The organism is Meiothermus hypogaeus, from assembly GCF_003574035.1.
GTDB classification, from domain to species: domain Bacteria; phylum Deinococcota; class Deinococci; order Deinococcales; family Thermaceae; genus Meiothermus; species Meiothermus hypogaeus.
The window spans coordinates 78,057-97,950 of the sequence record NZ_QWKY01000001.1; the positions used below are offsets into that span (position 1 = coordinate 78,057).

The 19,894-nt window shown below is 58.3% G+C and carries 16 protein-coding genes, 1 tRNA gene and 1 riboswitch; of the genes, 8 read left to right on the forward strand and 9 right to left on the reverse strand.

The window, feature by feature from the left end:
• Positions 1 to 30: 30 nt before the first annotated feature.
• A riboswitch (SAM riboswitch) is annotated at positions 31 to 150 on the reverse strand.
• 81 nt (positions 151 to 231) lie between these two features.
• Together Mhypo_RS00360 and Mhypo_RS00365 are read right to left on the reverse strand one after the other, a co-directional pair.
• The gene (locus Mhypo_RS00360) at positions 232 to 2,829 is read right to left on the reverse strand and encodes an HD domain-containing phosphohydrolase (RefSeq protein WP_240637052.1); all 2,598 of its coding nucleotides are present in this window, start codon (positions 2,827 to 2,829) and stop codon (positions 232 to 234) included.
• A 303-nt stretch (positions 2,830 to 3,132) separates the two neighbouring features.
• Complete coding sequence (locus Mhypo_RS00365) at positions 3,133 to 4,032, reverse strand: nucleotidyltransferase family protein (RefSeq protein ID WP_119339374.1); 900 nt, start codon at positions 4,030 to 4,032, stop codon at positions 3,133 to 3,135.
• 299 nt (positions 4,033 to 4,331) lie between these two features.
• Between Mhypo_RS00365 and Mhypo_RS00370 the strand changes: the two genes are divergently transcribed.
• The 7 genes from Mhypo_RS00370 (at position 4,332) to Mhypo_RS00400 (ending at position 12,175) form a co-directional block, all read left to right on the forward strand.
• Positions 4,332 to 5,210 carry an FAD binding domain-containing protein gene (locus tag Mhypo_RS00370; RefSeq protein ID WP_119339375.1) on the forward strand — a complete coding sequence of 293 codons (879 nt, stop codon included), beginning with the start codon at positions 4,332 to 4,334 and terminating at the stop codon, positions 5,208 to 5,210.
• Between the two features lie 18 nt (positions 5,211 to 5,228).
• Positions 5,229 to 5,717 carry a (2Fe-2S)-binding protein gene (locus tag Mhypo_RS00375; protein WP_119339376.1) on the forward strand — a complete coding sequence of 163 codons (489 nt, stop codon included), beginning with the start codon at positions 5,229 to 5,231 and terminating at the stop codon, positions 5,715 to 5,717.
• 58 nt (positions 5,718 to 5,775) lie between these two features.
• Positions 5,776 to 8,175 carry an aerobic carbon-monoxide dehydrogenase large subunit gene (locus Mhypo_RS00380; protein WP_119339377.1) on the forward strand — a complete coding sequence of 800 codons (2,400 nt, stop codon included), beginning with the start codon at positions 5,776 to 5,778 and terminating at the stop codon, positions 8,173 to 8,175.
• Between the two features lie 95 nt (positions 8,176 to 8,270).
• A complete protein-coding gene (locus tag Mhypo_RS00385) occupies positions 8,271 to 8,720 on the forward strand; it encodes an SRPBCC family protein (RefSeq protein WP_119339378.1) in 450 nt (149 codons plus the stop codon).
• Positions 8,721 to 8,860: 140 nt separating this feature from the next.
• Positions 8,861 to 9,991, forward strand: a complete 1,131-nt coding sequence (locus Mhypo_RS00390; protein ID WP_119339379.1) for an XdhC family protein — start codon at positions 8,861 to 8,863, stop codon at positions 9,989 to 9,991.
• Positions 9,988 to 10,884: an AAA family ATPase gene (locus Mhypo_RS00395; RefSeq protein ID WP_119339380.1), complete on the forward strand. Its 897-nt coding sequence runs from the start codon at positions 9,988 to 9,990 to the stop codon at positions 10,882 to 10,884. The genes Mhypo_RS00390 and Mhypo_RS00395 overlap by 4 nt, the downstream gene beginning before the upstream one ends.
• Before the next feature lie 70 nt (positions 10,885 to 10,954).
• A complete protein-coding gene (locus tag Mhypo_RS00400; RefSeq protein ID WP_119339381.1) occupies positions 10,955 to 12,175 on the forward strand; it encodes a vWA domain-containing protein in 1,221 nt (406 codons plus the stop codon).
• 11 nt (positions 12,176 to 12,186) lie between these two features.
• Here Mhypo_RS00400 and Mhypo_RS00405 read toward each other — a convergent pair whose 3' ends face one another.
• The 7 genes from Mhypo_RS00405 to Mhypo_RS00435 form a co-directional block, all read right to left on the reverse strand.
• A complete protein-coding gene (locus tag Mhypo_RS00405) occupies positions 12,187 to 12,648 on the reverse strand; it encodes a hypothetical protein (protein WP_119339382.1) in 462 nt (153 codons plus the stop codon).
• Between the two features lie 172 nt (positions 12,649 to 12,820).
• Entirely contained in the window at positions 12,821 to 14,413 is a 1,593-nt protein-coding gene (locus Mhypo_RS00410; protein ID WP_119339383.1) for an aldehyde dehydrogenase family protein, read from the reverse strand.
• Positions 14,414 to 14,416: 3 nt separating this feature from the next.
• The gene (gene coaD, locus Mhypo_RS00415) at positions 14,417 to 14,914 is read right to left on the reverse strand and encodes a pantetheine-phosphate adenylyltransferase (RefSeq protein ID WP_119339384.1); all 498 of its coding nucleotides are present in this window, start codon (positions 14,912 to 14,914) and stop codon (positions 14,417 to 14,419) included.
• 180 nt (positions 14,915 to 15,094) lie between these two features.
• Positions 15,095 to 15,649, reverse strand: a complete 555-nt coding sequence (locus Mhypo_RS00420; RefSeq protein WP_119339385.1) for an RsmD family RNA methyltransferase — start codon at positions 15,647 to 15,649, stop codon at positions 15,095 to 15,097.
• 16 nt (positions 15,650 to 15,665) lie between these two features.
• A complete protein-coding gene (locus tag Mhypo_RS00425) occupies positions 15,666 to 16,070 on the reverse strand; it encodes a hypothetical protein (RefSeq protein WP_119339386.1) in 405 nt (134 codons plus the stop codon).
• A 192-nt stretch (positions 16,071 to 16,262) separates the two neighbouring features.
• Positions 16,263 to 16,637, reverse strand: coding sequence for a hypothetical protein (locus Mhypo_RS00430; RefSeq protein ID WP_119339387.1), 375 nt, complete (start codon positions 16,635 to 16,637; stop codon positions 16,263 to 16,265).
• Between the two features lie 173 nt (positions 16,638 to 16,810).
• Positions 16,811 to 16,887: transfer RNA gene (locus tag Mhypo_RS00435), tRNA-Pro, on the reverse strand.
• Positions 16,888 to 17,314: 427 nt separating this feature from the next.
• On the opposite strand from Mhypo_RS00435, the gene Mhypo_RS00440 reads away from it, so the two are divergent.
• Positions 17,315 to 19,864, forward strand: coding sequence for a G8 domain-containing protein (locus tag Mhypo_RS00440; RefSeq protein WP_119339388.1), 2,550 nt, complete (start codon positions 17,315 to 17,317; stop codon positions 19,862 to 19,864).
• Positions 19,865 to 19,894 lie beyond the last annotated feature (30 nt).

Sequence of the window (19,894 nt, forward strand, 5' to 3'; positions counted from 1 at the left end):
TGCCAAGTCTTGAACGTTGTGTGCCTACAACATTCAGCAGTCGAGCCGGAATTAGCACCTTGCAAAATAGCTTTTGGCGATGAACAAAAGCTATTTTGTGGGTTGCTGCGACTTCACTGGGCCGATTCCCTCCGCCGCTCTGGATAAAAGAACTTGCTTGTTTGTGGCCGCGCCCCGGCGCGGATAAAAGTGAGTTTAGAGAGGTGGGGAAGCTCTGTCAACCCCTTCGCTTTAGTCGTGCGGACGATCAGGTTTAGCTTCACGGGCCCTGCGGCGCTCGAGCTTATCCTGGTACATGCGCTGGTCAGAAAGCCGTACCAGGTCGCCATCAGAGGTAGCCTCATCGGGCATGGAAGCCATACCGGAGCTGACGCTGGCCGTTGGGAAACCCTGGCTTTTGGTATTGAGTATAGCCGTTTCAATCCGGCCCAGAATCTTGGCCTGGTGGCGTGCATCTACATAGGGCAGAATGGCAGCATATTCGTCCCCGCCGATTCGATACACTCGCCCCAGCTCGAAAAAGCACTCTTGCATGGCCTGGGCAAAGGTGCGCAGCAGGGCGTCCCCGCGTTCGTGGCCTTCGGTGTCGTTGAGCTGCTTGAGGGTATCGACATCCAGGGCCAGCACACTGAGCGAGTAACCGACCCGCTGCGCACGTGCTACCTCACTCTCGAGGTCAGACTCAAAGGCACGGCGGTTGCCCAGACCGGTCAGTACGTCGGTATGCGCCATCAGCTCCATGCGTCGGGCCAGCACCTGGGCCTCACGGCGAGCTTGCTCGAGTTCGCGGGTGCGCTCAGCCAGCAACTGCTCGAAGTTTTGCTTGAGCAGCTCGATTTCCTCGTCCGCCCAGCCCAGCTGGGCTTTCTCCAGCTGCACCGAGAGCGAAAGGTCGGAGTCCAGGCGCTGCATATGCTCTTCCACATCGACGGTGACTTCTGCAAAGACCGCCAGGCATGCCTCGACCACGGTCGGATCGAATTGCCGTCCGCTCTGACGCTTGATTTCCGCCAGCGCTTCAGCCACCGACCAGGCCCGCTTATAGGGGCGCTCGTGGGTAAGGGCATCCAGCACGTCAGCCACCGCCACGATACGCCCGGACATGGGAATGCTATCCCCTGCCAACCCACGGGGATAGCCGCTGCCATCAAAGTGTTCGTGGTGCGACAGCGCAATTTCTTCCGCCAGCCTGAGAATTTTGGAGCGTCCCCCAGACAGGATACGCGCGCCAATAGTGGTGTGATCTTTCATCAGCTCGTACTCACCTACCGTGAGTCGATCCCGCTTTAGCAAAATCGCGTCCGGGATTCCAATTTTGCCCACATCGTGCAAGCGCGCAGCCAAGCGCAGGGTTTCGACTTCGTGCTGGGGCCAGCCGAGTTCCTTGGCAATCATGGCCGCGTTGCGGCCTACCCGGTAGGTGTGCTCGCCGGTGGCATCATCGCGGAACTCAGCGGCCAGGGCCAGGCGGGAAACTATTTCGAGCTGGGCAAACTCGAGCTCCTGGGTGCGCTGGAAGACCTTGGCCTGGGCCTCCTCGCGAGCTTGGCGCTCGAGTTCGGTTCTCAGCCGCAAGTTTTCCGCCTCGTTACGCACCCGCTCGAGCTCGAGTTGGTTCATCAAGGTCTGGCGCTGACGCTCGCTTTCTTCGTTGAAGACTTCCCGCTCGAGGCGATGGTACTCCTCCAGGTGTTCGATGGCCTGGAGATATTCCCCGCTTGCACGGTGCACCCGTGCCAGCAGGCGGTGAGCCAGGTAGGTGCTGCGTTTACGCTCGGCCTGGCGTGAGAGTTCCAGGGCTTCCAACCCGTACACCTGTGCCTGGTGTAGATCCTTTAGTTCGATAGAGGCCTCCCCCAGGCTGAGCAGTACGTCCAGAACGGTGGCACGCCAGCCTTTAGAGCGGGCCAGTTCCAGCACTTCCAATAGCGTCTGGGTGGCAACCTGGGGCTCACCCAGCGCCATCTGCGCCTTGGCCAGCCCTTCTAATGAGGTAAGCAAAATCCGTTCCAGCCCCAACTCTCTGCTGGCTACTACCACACCATGGTACGTATCCCTGGCCCTTGGGTAATCCTGGCGCTTGAAGGCCAATTCCGCGATTAGCTGCAAAATCTGCAATTCGATAAATCTCTCCTGGGTGCGGCGGATCTCAGCCAGGGCCAGCTCGTAGTATCGGTCGGCCTGTTCGAAATTCCCCATTTCCATGTAGAGATTGCCAATGGAAGCCAGGTTGCCCGCCCGGTTGCGAGGGCTATGCTCTTCGTGGCGATACAGTTGATAGGCCTCCAGAAACGCCTCGAGGGCCAGCGGATACTGCCCCAGTTCGGTGCGCAGGATTCCGATATTGTTGAGGACATTGGCCTCGGCAACTCGATTGCCCTGGATTCGCACGAGCGTGAGGGCTTTAGTGAGCTTGTCCAGAGCCTGGGCATACTCGGCCTTGGAGTGATGGATTCCGGCCTGCTGGTTGAGGCAGTCGGCCTCGGCGGCGGGTAGATTGGCTTGCTGGGCCAACAAAGCGGCCTCTTCGAGGTAGCTCGAGGCCTGGTTGAGGTCGCCCTGCTCTCGCAAAATGGTGGCGAGTAGCCGCAAACCCTCGAGCCTGAGGGTGGATTCATCGAATGTGGATGCCAGCTCTACACCTGCCTGGGCCATCTGGACAGCCTCGCCCAGTTGTCCCAGCGAAAGAAGAGCCCTGGCCAGGGTAAAAGCAGCTTGAACCTCGAGCGATAGCGCCTGATGCGCCTGAGCCAGGGTTCTGGCTTCCTGAGCCAAACGAGATGCTTCCTGGGGTGCCTGGGCCAGACACGCCTCGGATTCTCGTAGCAAAGATTCGATGCTTGACAGCGCAGACATCGAAACGGCTTTTGTTGGGTCGGTATCGCGCTGCACCACCACGGCCTCTATGCTAATCCTTGATGGAGGTTGTCAAGGCTCAAATAAACCTTGGGTTGGCGTACCCAGGTGGGGCCGTGTTTATTCACCTTATGCACCATGTCTTTCCTAAGGCCCAGTCTACGACCTGAAGCACTGGCTGGCTGTGATAAATGTTCTTCCGGTTTGTAATGGCCCGGCTTGCGCTACAAATAGGCTTCAACAAAACCCTTCTGCAGGGTATTGGCAACCCTGCACTTATTTATTTTCTGCCAGGGCCGCCAGGCTGGCCCAGCGAACAAGTTCCAGGTAAGCAGCGGGTGTTTGGGCAGGTCCCAGAATGACCCCCCGCACACCTCGATAACTTAGGGACAGCTCGAGCCAGCGGGCTTCACTTTTCGCGGCCAACAACAGCAACCCAGGCGCAAGCCAGGGCGCTGTTTCTGAAGCCAGGGCCGCATCCACCCGTGCTTGTATTGCCGAGGTAGAAATTCTCTCACGGGATATGGACACAAACAATTCGTTGGCCCAGCCCAGTTTCCAGGCCAACTCCCGGTAGGTCTGCCAGTCATCAATATCAAAAAACCAGGGCCCGGAGCCCCACTCCACCCGTTCTATCTTTTCCTGATGAGCATTCAAAACTGCCCGGGCACCTTGATCGCCTTTGAGTTTTAGAACTTCAGGAAATAGCTGCCTGGACAAAAAAACGGGTGGGCGCATCTGGCCCTGCTCACTGGCCACCACCGCGAGCTTTTGCGGGTCGCGGTGGTGGATGGCCCGCTTGAGCTGTGTGAGTTTTTCCGGTTCCTGTGCGGGCATGTCGGCCAGAAACACCAGAACCCCTTGGGCGTCAGCGAGTGCCCGCATACCCGCTTTGAGCGAGGTGCTCTGGCCGTATCGGTAGTGACGGTTGAGGACGGCGAAAACCCTCGAGGCAAGGTCACCCGGCTGTGTTGCCAGCCACCGCTGCAATGCAAACCGAGCAACCCTGGCTTCACGCCCCAAAACCACCGCGATGCGCCCATCGGCAACGCGCAGGGCATGCTCCAGAACTCGAGTCAACAGGATATGGCCCTGCCCGGCGGGTAGCAGGAACTTGGGAACCCCAAACCTCGAGGCTCTACCGGCAGAGAGCACAATTGCGTCGATCGGTGACATAGACGGGGTATTCGCCGAGAAAGTGGTCGGGGTATGTTGCGTAGGTCTGGCTAAAAAAGGTTAGGCTTCCCGTAAAAACTTTCAGGCGATCCACAAACCAAAATAGCACTGCCAAGGCTCTGCAACCTGCGGATATTGACCTTTCAGAATCCGCAAGGCCCCTCCCACAAGAAGACCCCTTGCCTGGTCGAAGCCTGTCGTCAGGTTCAAACTGTAATCTCCAGCATGCTCAATCTGACTGCAAGGTTTTAGATTAGCCATGCTTGAGAAAGCAAAAAACCAAAGGGAGGTTGGACAACATGATACCTGCGGCCTTTGAGTACAAGCGCCCGATGTCCCTCGAGGAGGCCATCAGCCACCTGGCTGAACATGGCTACGACGCCAGAGTGCTGGCCGGGGGGCAAAGTCTTATCCCGGCCATGCGCTATCGCCTGGCCCAACCCTCCGTGCTGGTGGATATAAACAAGCTCCCCAACCTGGGGTATATGCACGAAGAAAACGGGATGCTCCGCATGGGTGCACTGGTACGCGATACCGATGTGGAGTTCAACGAAGAAATACAAAGCAAGTATCATCTAATCAGCGATGTTTCCAGGGTCGTGGCCGACCCCATCGTGCGTTTCCGGGGTACGGTGGTGGGGTCGTTATGCCATAACGACCCCTCTGGAGACTGGGCCGCTGCTGCCATTGCGGCCCGCGCGCAAATGGTCATTCAAGGCAAAAATGGGCCTCGAGTCGAAGCCATTGACCAATTTTTAGTGGACAGCTTCGCTACCTCCATCGGCGAAGGGGAAATGGCAGTAGAAGCGCGCTTTCCAGTCCCAAATTCCCTCACCTCGGGCGCCTACGAAAAAATTGAGCGTAAGGTAGGCGATTACGCCACCGCCGCCGCCGCCGTGCAAATCGAGCTCAACCCAGATGGAACCATCAAAGAGGCCGGTATCGGCATCACGGCGGTAGCCCATATGGCGCTTCGGGTAGTTGAAGGTGAAAACCTGTTGCGCGGCCAGAAGCCTTCACTCGAGCTGATCCGGGCTGCTGCCGAGGAGGCCCGCAAAATCGCCGACCCCAACCCCGACGCACGGGGCTCTGCGGAGTACAAGAAAGACATGGCCCGGGTACTGGTGGGCCGGGGCCTGATCAAGGCCCTGCGGCGCTTGAATGTGGTAGTGGCCTGATAACCCAAGGGAGAAACCATGGAAATCACCCTGAAAATCAATGGCGCTGAAAAGAAGCTCAATGTAGAACCCCGCACCCTTCTGGTTCATGCCATCCGCGATGCAGGGCTTACCGGCACCCACATCGGCTGCGATAGCTCGTCTTGCGGGGTGTGTACAGTGGTGCTGGACGGCAAAACGGCGGTTAAGAGCTGCACCATGTTTGCGGTAATGGCCGAGGGCCATGAAATCACCACCATTGAAGGCATGGCCCAGGGTGGAAAGCTACACCCGCTGCAGCAAGCCTTTTACGATCAGCACGGTTTGCAATGCGGCTACTGCACCCCCGGCATGATCATGTCGGCCCACGTTTTACTGCAACACAATCCCAACCCCACGGAAGAAGAGATTCGCTTTGGGCTCTCTGGCAACCTCTGCCGTTGCACGGGCTACCAGAACATCGTTAAAGCCGTTCAACAGGCTGCTCAGATGTTGCAACAACCCGCAGGCGCAGCAGCAGACGATTAATCCAAACGAGCAGTAAGTTATCGGTCTTTTGCTACCCAGGCAACTGAAAGGAGCACCAATGGCAGTTGAATCCGCGAACCTCGAGCCCAAGGGTATCCAGGGGCTCGGCAAGGCCATCAAACGCAAGGAAGACCCGCGCTTCATCGTGGGCAAGGGCAACTACCTCGACGACATCAATCTGCCCGGCATGTTGCACATGGCCCTTGTACATAGCCCCTATGCCCACGCCAAGATTCTAAACATTGACACCTCTGAAGCTCTCAAGATTCCAGGGGTCAAAGCGGTCATCACTTCCAAAGAACTGGCCGGCGCTGGCCTGGCCTGGATACCAACCCTGGCTGGCGACAAACAGATGGTGCTGGCCGATGGTAAGGTGCTCTACCAGTACCAGGAAGTCGCAGCGGTCTTTGCCGAGAGCCGCCAGGCCGCCGCCGACGGGGCCGCCGCTGTACAGGTCGAGTACGAACCCTTGCCGGTGGTGGTAGACCCCTTCAAGGCCACCGCCCCCGATGCCCCGGTCTTGCGCGAGGATATCAAGGGCAATATGACGGGCGCGCATGGCCCCCGCCGTCACGACAACCACATCTGGACCTGGGATGTGGGCTCCAAAGACGAGACCGAAAAAGCCCTGGCCCAGTCTGAAGTCCGCATCAAGCAGCACATGGTCTATCCCCGCAGCCACCCGGCCCCCCTCGAGCCCTGTGGCTGCATCGGCGACATGAACAAGGCCACCGGGCGGCTCACGGTCTACATGACCAGCCAAGCTCCCCACGCCATTCGCACGGTGCTCTCGCTGGTGACTGGCATTCCCGAAAACAACATCCGGGTCATCTCGCCGGATATTGGGGGTGGGTTCGGCAACAAGGTACCCGTTTACCCCGGCTACGTGTGCGCCATCGTGGGCAGCATCGTGCTGGGAGCGCCGGTGAAATGGGTCGAGACCCGCACAGAAAACCTCACCACCACCGGCTTTGCCCGCGACTTCCACATGGATATCGAGATTGGAGCAACAAAGGAAGGCAAGGTCACGGCCATGAAGGTCTACACCCTGGCCGACCACGGGGCCTTCGACGCCGCCGCCGACCCCAGCAAGTATCCGGCGGGCCTCTTCTCCATCTGCACCGGCTCCTATGATTTCCAGAAGGCTTACGCTCAGGTCGAGGCGGTATATACCAATAAGGCCCCGGGCGGAGTGGCCTACCGCTGCTCCTTCCGCGTGACCGAGGCCAGCTACCTGATCGAGCGCAGCATGGACGTGCTGGCCCACGAGCTGAAGATGGATCCCGCCGAGCTGCGCCTCAAAAACTTTATTCAGCCTTCCCAGTTCCCCTACCCCTCGGCCCTGGGCTGGACCTACGACTCGGGCGACTACGAGAAAACCCTCAAGGTCGCCCTCGAGCGCATTGGCTACGCCGAGCTGCGCAAGGAACAGGCCGAGAAAAGGGCAAGAGGCGAGCTGATGGGCATTGGCATCTCCACCTTCACCGAGATTGTGGGCGCTGGGCCCTCCAAGGACTTCGACATCCTGGGCATCAAGATGTTCGACGGGGCTGAAATCCGGGTGCACCCCTCGGGCTCGGCCATCGTGCGGGCCGGTACTCGCCACCAGGGCCAGGGCCACGAAACCACCTGGGCGCAGATTGTCTCTGAGGAGCTGGGTCTGGATGTGGACAAAATCATCGTGGAAGAGGGCGATACCGACACCGCCCCCTACGGCCTGGGCACGTATGCCAGCCGCTCCACCCCCACCGCAGGAGGCGCCATGGCGCTCGGCGCAAGACGCATCCGCGAGAAGGCTAAAAAGATTGCCGCGCACCTGCTGGAGGTGGGCGAGAACGATGTGGAGTGGGTGGACAAGAAGTTTGTGGTCAAGGGCGTACCGGGCAAGAGCGTGACCATGAACGAGGTGGCCTTCGCGGCCTACACCAACCTGCCCCCCGGCATGGAGCCGGGTCTCGAGACCACCTACTACTACGACCCCCCCAACCTGACCTTCCCCCACGGGGCCTACATCTGTGTGGTGGATATAGACAAGGGCACCGGCGAGGTCAAGGTGCGTCGCTTTGTGGCCATTGACGACTGCGGCACCATCATCAACCCCATGATTGTGGAAGGGCAGGTACATGGCGGCCTGACCGAGGGCTTTGCCATGGCCTTCATGCAGGAAATCGCTTTCGACGAGCAGGGCAACAACCTCTCCTCGAACTTTACCGACTACCTGCTGCCCACCGCGCTCGAGACCCCCAAATGGGAGACCGGCCACACCGTCACCCCCAGCCCCCACCATCCCATCGGGGCCAAAGGCGTGGGCGAGTCACCCACGGTCGGAAGCCCAGCAGCCTTTGTGAACGCGGTGGTAGATGCTTTGGCCCACCTGGGCGTGCGGCATATTGACATGCCCATCACCCGCGAAAAGGTTTGGAAGGTGCTGCGGCAGGCCGGGGTGGATTCGTTCTAGTAAGGAATGTCAATAGCCTATAGCTCATGGCTAATAGCGACCCAGATTGGTTTTGCCGTTGGCTATCAGCTATAGGCTATCCGTGAGGTTAGCGCATGAAACTCGAGTACAGCGGTCAAGAGAATGTTCAAGCCAATCCCGAGAAGGTCTGGAGCTTTATCCAGGATCCCAACAAAGTTGCCTCCTGCTTGCCTGACTTGAAGGCAGTAGAGTTCAAGGACGAAAGAAATATGGTGGCTACGGTAGGCGTAGCCGTAGGGCCTGTGCGGGGTTCTTTCAAGTTCAACATCGAACTTGACCCCCATCCTGAAGAAAATAAAGTGATGGTACGCATTCGTGGCGGTGGCCTGGGCAGTGCAGTAGACCTGACCGCCAGCGCTGACATCCTGGGACAAGATGACCAAACCACCCTCCTGGACTGGCAAGGTCAGGCAACCGTCAGCGGGCCAGCAGCCACCGTGGGCGGACGGGTGCTCGACGCCCAGGCCAAGCGGCTTATCGAGACCGTGTTTGCCAACATGAGCAAAAAGATGAGCGAGGTTTAGCCGCTTTCCACAATACGCCTGGCTCAAGACAAATCTGATTTCAACGATACGCCAGACTCAGGACTAATCTGACCTGAAACGACGCATTTGTGGCCAGCGAAAGATTTCATTGAGCCTGCTCGTTTTACGCTGTAAAGCAAATGGACATCTACGGCAAAATCGCTGAACTAAGGCGCAAGGGCGAGACTTTTGCCCTGGCCACGGTGGTTTCGCGGCAGGCCCCGGTTTCCTCCCACCTCGGCGATAAAGCCCTGATTTTCGAGGATGGGCGCTTTGAGGGGTATGTGGGTGGATCTTGCTCTAGAGAAATTGTGCGTAAGCAGGCCCTCGAGGTCTTGCGGCTGGGCAAACCACGTCTGGTCAAAATCACCCCAGAGGCCGCCGCTCAGGTGGTGCTTGAACACGCCGATGAGGTCATCATCCCGATGACTTGCTCCAGTGAGGGCGCGGTGGATGTGTACATTGAACCCCTCGTTGCCAAGGCCAGCCTGCTGGTAGTGGGCGGCTCACAAATCGCCCTCACGACAGCGCATATTGCGGCACGGATGAACTACAAAGTCACACTGGCCTGCGATATGCCAGAGCTGGCCGGGGTGAGCCTCGAGTCCGACATCCAGGTGCTGGACTGGCGCGAGCTGGAGGGCTGGCTATCCAACCAGAACCCTGCCAAAACCAGCATCGTGGTGGCCTCGCAGGGTCACTACGACGAAGACGCACTGGCCCTCATTGCCAGGTGGATGCCCCAGCCCGCCTACCTGGGCCTGGTAGCCAGCCGCAAGCGCGGTGCTACGGTGCTGGATAACCTCGAGATTCTGGGCGTCTCCAAAACCGCCTTGCCAGGACTCAAATACCCCGCCGGACTCGACCTGGGCGGACGTGGGCGCGACGAGGTAGCCATCTCGATCCTGGCCGAAATTATCCTGCACAAAAGCGGCAAGGAGTGGGCCGATAGCGCCGGGGTTGCAAAGGAAAAAATTCCTGCCAGCACCCAGACCTCGAGCCAGCCCATGCCCTTCTCGCCCCAAAACGACCCAACCGTCATGAGGGAGATACAGCAGGTGGTGTCGGTCGCGGCTGAGGTGTCGGCCACTCCCCCCTCCCCCACTCCCCTGCCGCCCGGAACGGCCATAGACCCAACCAGTGGCGAATTGTTGGAAATCGCCAAAGCGGTCAGCGCAGAATACCAGGGCCAGACCTACTACTTCAGCTGCCCCAACTGCCGGGCCAAGTTCCTCAAGAATCCCGACAAATATCTGAAAGGCAAGGCATGAGCCAGGCCGAAATTAACCCCCTGCTTACCACCGTCGAGGGCATCCAGGCCGTTCTACACGAGCGGAACTACATCGCCGACCTGCCCATGGCCACTGCTTTGCGGTTGGTAATGGCACTGCGCAAACCTTTGCTCGTCGAAGGTCCCGCCGGGGTCGGCAAAACCCAGGTGGCCAAAACCCTGGCCGAGGTGCTGGATACCAGACTTATTCGCTTGCAGTGTTACGAAGGGCTGGACACCGCTCAAGCCCTCTACGAGTGGAACTATCCCAAGCAGATGCTGCACATTCGCCTGACCGAGAACAGCGGCTCAAGCATAGCCCAGCGCGAGGCCGAGATTTTTAGCGAGGCCTACCTGCTGCGGCGCCCGTTGCTGGAGGCCATCTCACAGGACAAGCCTCCGGTGCTCCTGATTGACGAAATTGACCGCACCGACGAAGAGTTTGAGGCTTTTTTGCTGGAGCTTCTGGCCGAGTTTCAGGTCACCATCCCCGAGCTGGGTACCGTAAGAGCCACCCACCGCCCCTACGTGATTCTTACTTCTAACCGTACTCGAGAGTTGTCAGATGCCCTGAGGCGGCGGTGCTTGTACCTGTGGCAAAACTACCCTAGCTTCGAGAAAGAAGTCGAAATCATCTGCACCAAGCTGCCGGGTATCAACGTGCGGTTGGCCCAGAAAATCGCCACGGTGGTAGCGCACCTGCGCGAACTTCCCCTGAACAAAGCCCCCGGCGTGGCCGAGAGCCTGGACTGGGCAGAGGCCCTTGTATCGTTGCACCAGGAAGCGCTGGATATGGGGGTTTTGGAGCAAACCTGGGGTGTGATTCTAAAGGATAAGGACGACCTGACCCTGGTGGAGGCCCACAAACAGCGCATTGCCGAACTGGTGGCTTAGGCCCAGGAGCATCGTGGTTCATCAAAGATGCCCTTCTGGCTGCTCAGAAGCTTGAGATCAGGTTAAATCGATGTCCAGCACTATCGAATCTCAGCGGTTTCCGTATGGTAATCTGCCCGAGAACCTGATTGCCTTTGCCGAACACCTGCGGCACACCACCCAGCGGTTCAACCTTGGCCCTGGAGAAGTAGAGGATGCCCTGCTGGCGCTAGAAGCCGTTCAGCTGGGCAGCCTCCAGGAAGTTAGGCTGGCTTTGAAACTGGTTTTTTGTAGCAACCTCGAGCAAGAACGGGTCTTTGACGACCTTTTTTTTCAGTTTTTTCTGCCCGGCCGCAAACGAATCGAGGCCCAGCCCAATGCCCACAAGGCAAGCCCCGGCAACCAGGGCGAGACCGGCCAGAAAAGCCAGCCCGCCCGCAACAACCCCTCCGAGACCCTTCTCGACCCAAGAAGCCCACTGGCGCAGGGCAAGGCCAGGTTGGCTGAAGAGTCCTATACCAACGACTGGGCCGCCCCTCTACTCAAGGCCATGTTTAGTCGCACCGGAGGGAGCGAGACGCCGGAGGTCGAGATTCTCCAGCAGGACCTGGATGCCATGCTCCATGCTGCGACGCAACTGGTTAATCAGGTCAGGCTGGGTCGTAGCCGCCGTTGGGTTAGCACACCCAAGGGCACTCGTTTCCACTTTCGACGCACCCTGAGAAAAGCCCTGCACACCGGGGGTGAGCCGCTTTATCCCGCCTGGCAGCACCACCCCAAGCGCCAGCCTCGCTTTTTGTTTGTGCTAGACGGAAGCCGCTCGATGCAATCCTACTCCGACCGGCTATTGCAATTTGCCTTTGCCCTGCGCACGCGCTGTAACCGGGTCGAGGTATTTGTCTTTTCAACAGGTCTGAAGCGCATTACCCGTGAACTCGAGAAAGCGGGAAGCCTTTCCGAACGCCCTAGGCTCAGCCGGTTGGGTCAGGCCTGGGGGGGTGGAACCCAAATCGGGGAGAACCTGCTCTATCTGGAGCAAAAGTACGGGGGCCTGATCCGGGGCGACAGCATCGTGATCATTGCCAGCGACGGCCTGGACACAGGAGCACCGGAAGTACTGGACTATGCGCTGCGACAAATACACCAGCGCAGCGCAGCCCTGATCTGGCTGAACCCTTTGCTAAAGAACCAAGGCTACAACCCCCACGCCAACTGCATGAAGACCGCCCTGCCCTATCTGGACCGGTTCTGCGCCGCCCATACTCCCGAGGAATACGCCCAGCTCACCCACCGCTTGCGACTGCGCAAATAGGCCCAGCGCCCCTACCGAGCGCTGGCCACCCGGCGAAAATCACGATCGAGCCTGGCAAAAGCCGGGCCCTCTACCAAACCCACGTCTATCTGTTCTGAAGCCAGGGTTTCCAGGCGAACCGAGCCAAAGCCATCGGCCCGAACTGCAAACGTCCACCGCATCTCGATGGTTGCTTCCGGTTGTCCCTGGGCATTGAGCCGTTGGGAGACATATATGGCCGTAGAACCCGTTCCCAAACGCTGTACCCAGCGCCCATAGCCTGGAAGCGGACGGGCTTCCAGGGCATAGTAGGAGGCTACCGATTGGGATAGCCGTACGATGATCGGATGCCCGGCCCCTACAGCCTGTACACTTCCAAGGGGAAAACCACTACCCACTTCGTAGACCACCTCGCCAGGGTCGGCCCGCACCGTAGGGCCACAGGCCACCAGGAGGGTAATTCCAACAAGCATCAGTGCAATCCAGTTACGCATACGTGTACCTCCGGCTTCATGTTAAGCCTGGAAGGGTGATAGTCGGGTGAAGGTAGCACAAAGCTAAGACAGTGCGGGCGAGGCATGGTTTCGCACAACCGATTTAAACCAAGCCCTTGAGCGTTTTGAGAAACTCACAGTGGGCCTCAAACCTTTGCTTTCTGCCTTTCCGCTAGCCTTCCAGCAACTTGGCCCAATCAGTTGGGGCCTGGGGCTGGGTATAGGCTGTGTCCATCTGGGCGAGTTGGAGTTTACCCGAATACTCTTCATTGACGGCCTGCCAGTAGGTGTACTCCTCAATGACCCAAATACCGCTTTCACGGGCTCCATTCCCACTTGCCTTCACCCCACCAAAAGGCAGGTGGGCCTCGGCGCCCACGGTGGAGTTGTTGATGCTGGTCATACCGGCCTTGATTTCATTTTTGAAGCGGTAGGCCCAGTCGCGGCGGTTGGTATAGACCGCACTGGAAAGGCCGTAAGGGTGGGCATTGGCGGCCTGGATGGCTTCGTCCAGCCCTTCTACCCGCACCAGGTTGATGGTAGGGCCAAAGATCTCCTGCTCAAACTGCTTCATGCCGGGCCGGGCCTCCCACACCGTAGGCCAGCCGAAGGTACCAGCATCGGGGTCGCCCTTAAAGCGGGGATAGGGGTTGGAACCGGTAATACGGGCCTTGCCAAAGAGGAGTGTGGCCCCATCCTGCCGACCCCAGGAATAGTGTTCGATCCAGCGCTCAAAGAGGCGCGTGTTCATGAAGGGGCCATAGGTCACCTCGGGGAACTCGAGGGGATTGCCCACCACCGTCGCCTCGGTCTTTTCCAGGAAGCGCTTTTTGAACTCGTCATAGATGGGCGCATCTACAATGATGTTGCCTGCGCTGGTGCAGCGTTGACCGCCGGTGGCAAAAGCGCTCCACCAGGCCCCCTCTACGGCTAGCTCGAGGTCGCTGTCACGTAGCACCACCAGGGGGTTTTTACCGCCAAGTTCCAGCGTCGGGCGCAGAAGGTTGCGGCCCGCCACCTCCCCAATCCAGCGCCCCACCGCCGTACTGCCGGTAAAGGCGAATTTGTTGAGCAAGCCCTCGTCCATCAGTTCGACCAGCCACTGCCCCGTAGATCCCTTGCCCTCGCCAAACACCACATTGATGACCCCAGGCGGCAGTCCGGCTTCCTCGAAGAGCTTGACAAAGACATAGGAAAGTGCGGGAGAGTCGTCGGAGGGCTTCCAGACCACGGTGTTGCCGGTCAAGATAGCCGGAATTAGCTTCCAGGAGGGTACAGCAATGGGAAAGTTGCCTGCCGTGATCATACCCACCACGCCAATGGGCCTGCGGAAGGTAAAAAGTTCTTTGTTCTTCATCTCGCTGGGCACCGTCTGGCCGTAGAGCCTGCGCCCTTCCGAGGCAAAGAAGATGGCCGTATCAATGGCCTCTTGCACATCGCCACCGGCCTCTTTGAAGGTCTTACCCACCTCGCGCACCATCAGCCGCACCAGGGTGTCTTTTTCACGGGTCAGCACCCCAGCCAGGTTCATTAGAACCCCCCCACGAACAGGTGCAGGCGTGCGCGACCACTCCTGGAAAGCTTTTTGGGCCGCTAGCGCAGCTTTTCGCACAGTTTCTTTGGAAGCTTCGGGAAAGCGCGCTGTAAGGTCGGCCCGGTCGGCAGGGTTGTGGCGCTCGAGCTGCCTGCCATCGAAGACTTCCTCACCACCGATAATGTGGCCAATCTCCAAGGTACTACCATATTTGCTTTTATGTGTTTGCACGGTTTACCTCTCTACCGAGTTGAGCTTGGCCCGAAGCGCCTCAACAGTAGCCGCCGGTACCAACTTGGACACATCCCCCCCATAGCGGGCGATTTCCTTGATCATGGTGGAAGAAACAAATGACCAGCGGGTAGCCGCCATAATGAACAAAGTCTCGGGATGATTGCCGTATTGGCGGTTGAGGTGGGCCATTTGCAGTTCGTTTTCGTAATCGGACACCGCCCGCAATCCTTTGACAATCACTTTGGAGTTAATCCGCTTCATGTAATCTACCAACAGGCCACTAAAGGTATCCACTTCCACATTGGTCATGCGGGCACTGGCTACCGCCTGGCGGATAATCTCGACCCGCTCTTGTGGGGTAAAAAGCCATAGTCCGCGTTTGGAGGGGTTCTCGAGCACTGCTACGGTTACCCTGGCAAAATGCTTCGAGGCCCGCTGAATCACATCGAAGTGGCCGTTGTGCAAAGGGTCAAAACTCCCCGGATAAACCACATGCATAAAGCCTCGCTTTCGCGGAGTATCTTCACATAACGGGGCGCAAAGCGTCAAACACACCTAGCGTAAGGGGATTCGGGGTCGGAGCCTGGGTTTCTCTAAAACAAGTCTATTGCAGGATAATGCCCATCATATTGTACTTGGCCCGGCGACTGAAAGACCGCCAAACCCCCACGCACGGATTTATTTCTGAGTGGTGGATTGTATTGCATCTGCAACCGTTCTGGCTTCAATGATACTGATGGTATTGAAGCCATACTCTCTACGCTCCCCCATTGGCAGGGTCAGTTCGGTGGGGTGCTGCAAAATATAAAGACCGCCCGCTTCGACAATTTCAGCCTCGAGCAAACGCTCAAAATCCTGCACCAGATTGTGGGGGTAGGGCGGGGCCATGAAGGCCACGGTAAAGCGCAAACCCCGCCTTTTCGCTTCCAGCAAATAATCCTCCACGGCCTTACCTTCAATCCGAACCTTTAGGCGGGCTTTAGTAGCATTCTCACGCAGGCACTGAATGGCCTGGCGATCTTTTTCCACCAAGGTGGTTTCAAAACCCTCCGAGGCGGCCTCGAGCCCAATCGCGCCACTGCCCGCATACAAATCCAGAAAGCTACCCCTGCGTGGATAGCGAAAACGCAAATAGTCAAAAAGGGCCTTGCGCAGCCGTACCGGACTCGGTCGCGCCGATTGCGGTACTTTTAGCGCGACCCCTTTGGCCGTTCCGCCCAGAATTCGCAGCACCGTAGCACCCTCAGGATCACTGCCCGGGAACCCGAGTCGGAATCTGCACCATGTCCGGGCTACGGAACCAGATCTGGCATTGCACATTGCGCGTTTGACTGGGCTTGACCTGTACTTCAAAACGGCTGCTGGCCCCGTTGGCCAGGCTGCGCACCGCGATGGGGGCTGAATTAGTGCCATAAACCCGGCGATTGGGCACCCCATTCACCGTGGTAACCTCCTTGTCGGTTATGCGCAGGTTGATTCGGATATTGTTCAGGGTTTGCCCCGACTGATTGACCACCGTACCTCGTGCTACCATCGCACCGCTGGCGTTGAGGGCGCAACTCCACTCGCTGACCCGAAGCTTGTAGACCGTACCCTGCGCCTGACCCAGTCCCGTAGACAACATCAACCCAATAAAAATAACAGCTTTGTTCATACCGCAATGCTACCAAAGAACCGACGTTACTCCCAAAACCAGGCCCCATATCCGATACTTCCTGTCCACCTCCAGGCTGATTCTATGAGGATGTAAAGGCCGTAAGGCCCATCTACCCATCGGCGGCCTCACAGATACAACACCTCCATGTAGGCCGAGCTGGTTGCAGGGTCGGTCATTCCTTGGAAATACTCAGCGGGGGCTGGGAACCAGAGAAGCAATTTGCACCACTCGAGGGTTGCGAAACCACAACTCACACCGATTGACCGAGTCAAAACCAGTACGAATCCGCACCTCAAAAGGGGCTACCTCTCCAGGCATTAAGTTGCGATCTTGCAACGCAGTGGAATTGCTGGCCATGCGAAGCCCAGGCCCAATCACCCGTACACTCGCCCTCAGGTCCTGCAAAGGCCGGGAGCTAATATTCTTGACCGTACCCTGCACCAGTACCCCTCGAGCAAACGCTTTACAACTCCAGGAAACCACCCGCAGGCGATAAACGCTCGACTGACCCGCCACCAGACCGAACGTGGTGAGGACCAATAAAAAGACGAGCAAACGTTTCATGACTTATCTGTTTTACTGGGGGCCATGGCCTGGCGTTGGCCCTGCTGCATTTCAGGAGCTTCTGCCTGATGGCAGTTTATAGCAGATCTGAGTTTCACAAATCGTTATTTGAAGCCCGTGAGAAGAGCTTTAGAAGGTATGCCGAAAAAAACCCCACGAATCGTGGGGTCCGTTGGTCGAGGAGACTGGATTCGAACCAGCGACCCCCTGCTCCCGAAGCAGGTGCGCTACCAGGCTGCGCTACTCCTCGGCACCAGCAGTTTATGAGTATAGAGTGGACTCGAGGCTTTGTCTAGGTAAGCCTTGAGCTGTCAAATGCGCAAGGCATTTTGGGGGTTGACCGAGTACCAGGCGTTAGTGTCAAGGTCTAAATAGAGAAATACACGAGCAATCAACCTTTGAAGTCGCCTGGCATCATTCTCCTTTATTGGCCTCGCCCCAAAAGAACTGGTATAAGGTGGCTGGAGCCGACCCGCTTTTTCCATGGCCAGGGCCGCGAAAGCCGAAACTGCTCTCTTGAGAAACCACTAAGATTCTCATACTGGCGGTAAGCGACTAAACCCCGTCTTAATGAGTGCCAAACGAGTGGACTACAACCACTATTTGTCATACCATCGGTCTAGAATGTTACTGCTGTATCAGCACTTCTTCGCGATAACCCGCTCCTGGAGGAACCCGTGAAACACTGGCTTTGGCTGACAATCTTGCTGAGTGCTACAGCATGTTCACCGCAAGATGAAGGAGCCAATCCCACCCGGTCGGGGCTATGGTCGGATCCCAAAATCTGGCCCGCTGGACAGGTGCCCCGTGAGGGTGAGGTGGTGAACATCCCCGCCGACCTGGCCGTGACGCTGGATGTCAACCCGCCGGCGCTCAAGGGGCTTAACGTCTACGGCATATTGCGGTTTGACAACAAGGATTTACAGCTCAGTGCCGACTGGATTATGGTGCATGGAAAGCTCGAGATCGGCACCCCAAGCCAGCCATTTCGCAACCGAGCCGTCCTGACCTTAACCGGTAACAACCCCAACGAAAACATCATGGGCATGGGCAGCAAGGTGATTGGCGTGATGAAGGGGGGCGTGCTGGATTTGCACGGGGAGCCCCGCAATGGCTGGACCAAACTGAGCGAGAGCGTGGCTGCCGGTTCTAATGGCATAACCGTGCTGGATCCCAGTGGGTGGCGGGTAGGAGACCGCATCGTGCTGGCCTCCACCGATTTCAACCCCGAACAGGCCGAAGTCAGAACCATCACCGCCATTGCTGGCAACACCATCACCCTCGACTCAGCCCTCCGATACCCCCATTTTGGCGAGATTACCTATGGGGTGGATCAGCGCGGGGAGGTGGGCTTGCTGAGCCGCAACATCACCATCCAGGGGGACGAGGCCTCGAGCCAGAGCGGTTTTGGAGGTCACATTATGTCCATGCAGGGGGGCACCCTGCGTGTTTCCGGTGTGGAGCTGCTGCGCATGGGCCAGCGCAACACACTGGCCCGCTATCCCATCCACTGGCACCTGATGGGCGACGCTCCGGGGCAGTACCTAAAGCAGTCTTCCATCCACCAGAGTTTCAACCGTTGTGTCACCATTCACGGCACCAGCCGGGTGGAAGTGGTGGGCAACGTGGCTTACAACACCGTGGGGCACTGTTATTTCCTCGAGGACGCCGCCGAAAGCAAAAACTTGCTCGAGAACAACCTGGGCATTCTGACCCGGCGGCCCAACAGCCAGCAGGGCGAACGCCCGATCATTCCCACCGACATCAACCCCGCCACCTTCTGGATCAGTCACCCCGACAACATCGTGCGCAACAATGTGGCCGCAGGTTCGCACCACACCGGCTTCTGGTATGCCCTGCCCGAAAACCCCACCGGCCCTTCAGCCACCACTACCATCTGGCCCCGCCGCACCCCACTCGGCGAGTTCTCGGGCAATGTCGCCCACTCCAACTGGGACGGGCTGATGGTAGACCGCGGCCCAAACAAGAACACCCTGGAATCTGAGCCCACCTATTACAACCCCCGCACCAACCCCGCCGACGGCCAGAACCAGTACGACGACGTCAAGAACCCGCCCGTTTTGGCCGAGTTCAAGAACTTCACCGCCTACAAGAACCGGGGCAATGCCGCCTGGCTCCGGGGAATCCACCACAAGCTGACCGGAGCTAAGCTGGCCGACAATGCCATTGGGGTGACCTTCGCCTCCTCGGAGAGTACCCTGGAAGACTCGTTAATAGTGGGCGACAGTGCCAACCGGGGCTTCGCCGAAAGTTGGGAGTTTCGTGGGGTAGATGGTCGCAGCCTGCCCAGACCCTGGGCAGCCAGCAACGGCGGCCCCATCCAGGATAACTTTCCCATCCGGGGTTTTGAGTTCTACGACGGCAAGATTGGCTTCCGCAACGTGCAGTTTGTCAACTTCCAACCCCTGCAAATCCAGAATGCCCAGGGTGGCCAGACCGCCACGCGCGAGGCCGCGGCCATGAGCTACCTGCGCTTTACCGCTTTTGCCATTGATAGCCGCAATTTTGCGCAGGGAGCAAGTTTCGATAACGCCAAGCCGGTCTACCTTCCTCCCAGACCAGAGCCCACCCCCGACGAAGTTGCCAAAGACGACAACGCCGATGGCTACCGGGGCGGGGTTTTTGTGGATGTTGATGGCTCGGTTAGTGGGAGCCCGGGTCGTGCCATCGTTTTCAACAATCCCTTCCTGCTCGACACCAACTGCACATTGCGGGCCGAGTGGAATGCGGGCATCTGCAACTACAGCTATGGGCGGCTTTACATCTACAACGAAAGCGGGGGCAATATCGCCCCAGTCTCGCTGACCCGCAACGATGGCAGCAACCCAGTCTTCCGCATGTGGGGAACGCCCAGAGGCGGCGATAACCTGCAATTTGGCGCAAGCGTGATCAAGGGCCGCTCCTATACCCTGGGTGTGACAGGAGCCGTACCCGACAAGCTCAAGCTGCGTTTTGATGATAGTGCGCCGGGAGACTTCATTACCCTGGCTATACCCTATGCTGGGGAACCCTTCATCTACCGCGACTACTGGATTGACAATCGCAACAAACTAGCGCGTGCAGCTTCCCGGGCCGAATTCGATGCCAGCCCTGGGGACCGCTACTGGAGCGAAGGTGGTAGCGTTTTTGTGAAGCTGGTGGTGCGCAATCAGCCAGGCCGCGACTGGGCCGTACTGGACATTTGTCGTAACGACCTCTGCAAGTAAACGAGTTACACGCATGCATGACAGAGGGTT

What these genes read in the sequence shown, in the direction of transcription:
- Mhypo_RS00400 (WP_119339381.1), top strand. Translation starts at nt 10,955, where the DNA reads ATGTCCAGCACTATCGAATCTCAGCGGTTTCCGTATGGTAATCTGCCC.
- Mhypo_RS00385 (WP_119339378.1), top strand. Translation starts at nt 8,271, where the DNA reads ATGAAACTCGAGTACAGCGGTCAAGAGAATGTTCAAGCCAATCCCGAG.
- Mhypo_RS00370 (WP_119339375.1), top strand. Translation starts at nt 4,332, where the DNA reads ATGATACCTGCGGCCTTTGAGTACAAGCGCCCGATGTCCCTCGAGGAG.
- Mhypo_RS00395 (WP_119339380.1), top strand. Translation starts at nt 9,988, where the DNA reads ATGAGCCAGGCCGAAATTAACCCCCTGCTTACCACCGTCGAGGGCATC.
- Mhypo_RS00380 (WP_119339377.1), top strand. Translation starts at nt 5,776, where the DNA reads ATGGCAGTTGAATCCGCGAACCTCGAGCCCAAGGGTATCCAGGGGCTC.
- Mhypo_RS00390 (WP_119339379.1), top strand. Translation starts at nt 8,861, where the DNA reads ATGGACATCTACGGCAAAATCGCTGAACTAAGGCGCAAGGGCGAGACT.
- Mhypo_RS00425 (WP_119339386.1), bottom strand. Translation starts at nt 16,070, where the DNA reads ATGAACAAAGCTGTTATTTTTATTGGGTTGATGTTGTCTACGGGACTG.
- Mhypo_RS00405 (WP_119339382.1), bottom strand. Translation starts at nt 12,648, where the DNA reads ATGCGTAACTGGATTGCACTGATGCTTGTTGGAATTACCCTCCTGGTG.
- coaD (WP_119339384.1), bottom strand. Translation starts at nt 14,914, where the DNA reads ATGCATGTGGTTTATCCGGGGAGTTTTGACCCTTTGCACAACGGCCAC.
- Mhypo_RS00365 (WP_119339374.1), bottom strand. Translation starts at nt 4,032, where the DNA reads ATGTCACCGATCGACGCAATTGTGCTCTCTGCCGGTAGAGCCTCGAGG.
- Mhypo_RS00430 (WP_119339387.1), bottom strand. Translation starts at nt 16,637, where the DNA reads ATGAAACGTTTGCTCGTCTTTTTATTGGTCCTCACCACGTTCGGTCTG.
- Mhypo_RS00375 (WP_119339376.1), top strand. Translation starts at nt 5,229, where the DNA reads ATGGAAATCACCCTGAAAATCAATGGCGCTGAAAAGAAGCTCAATGTA.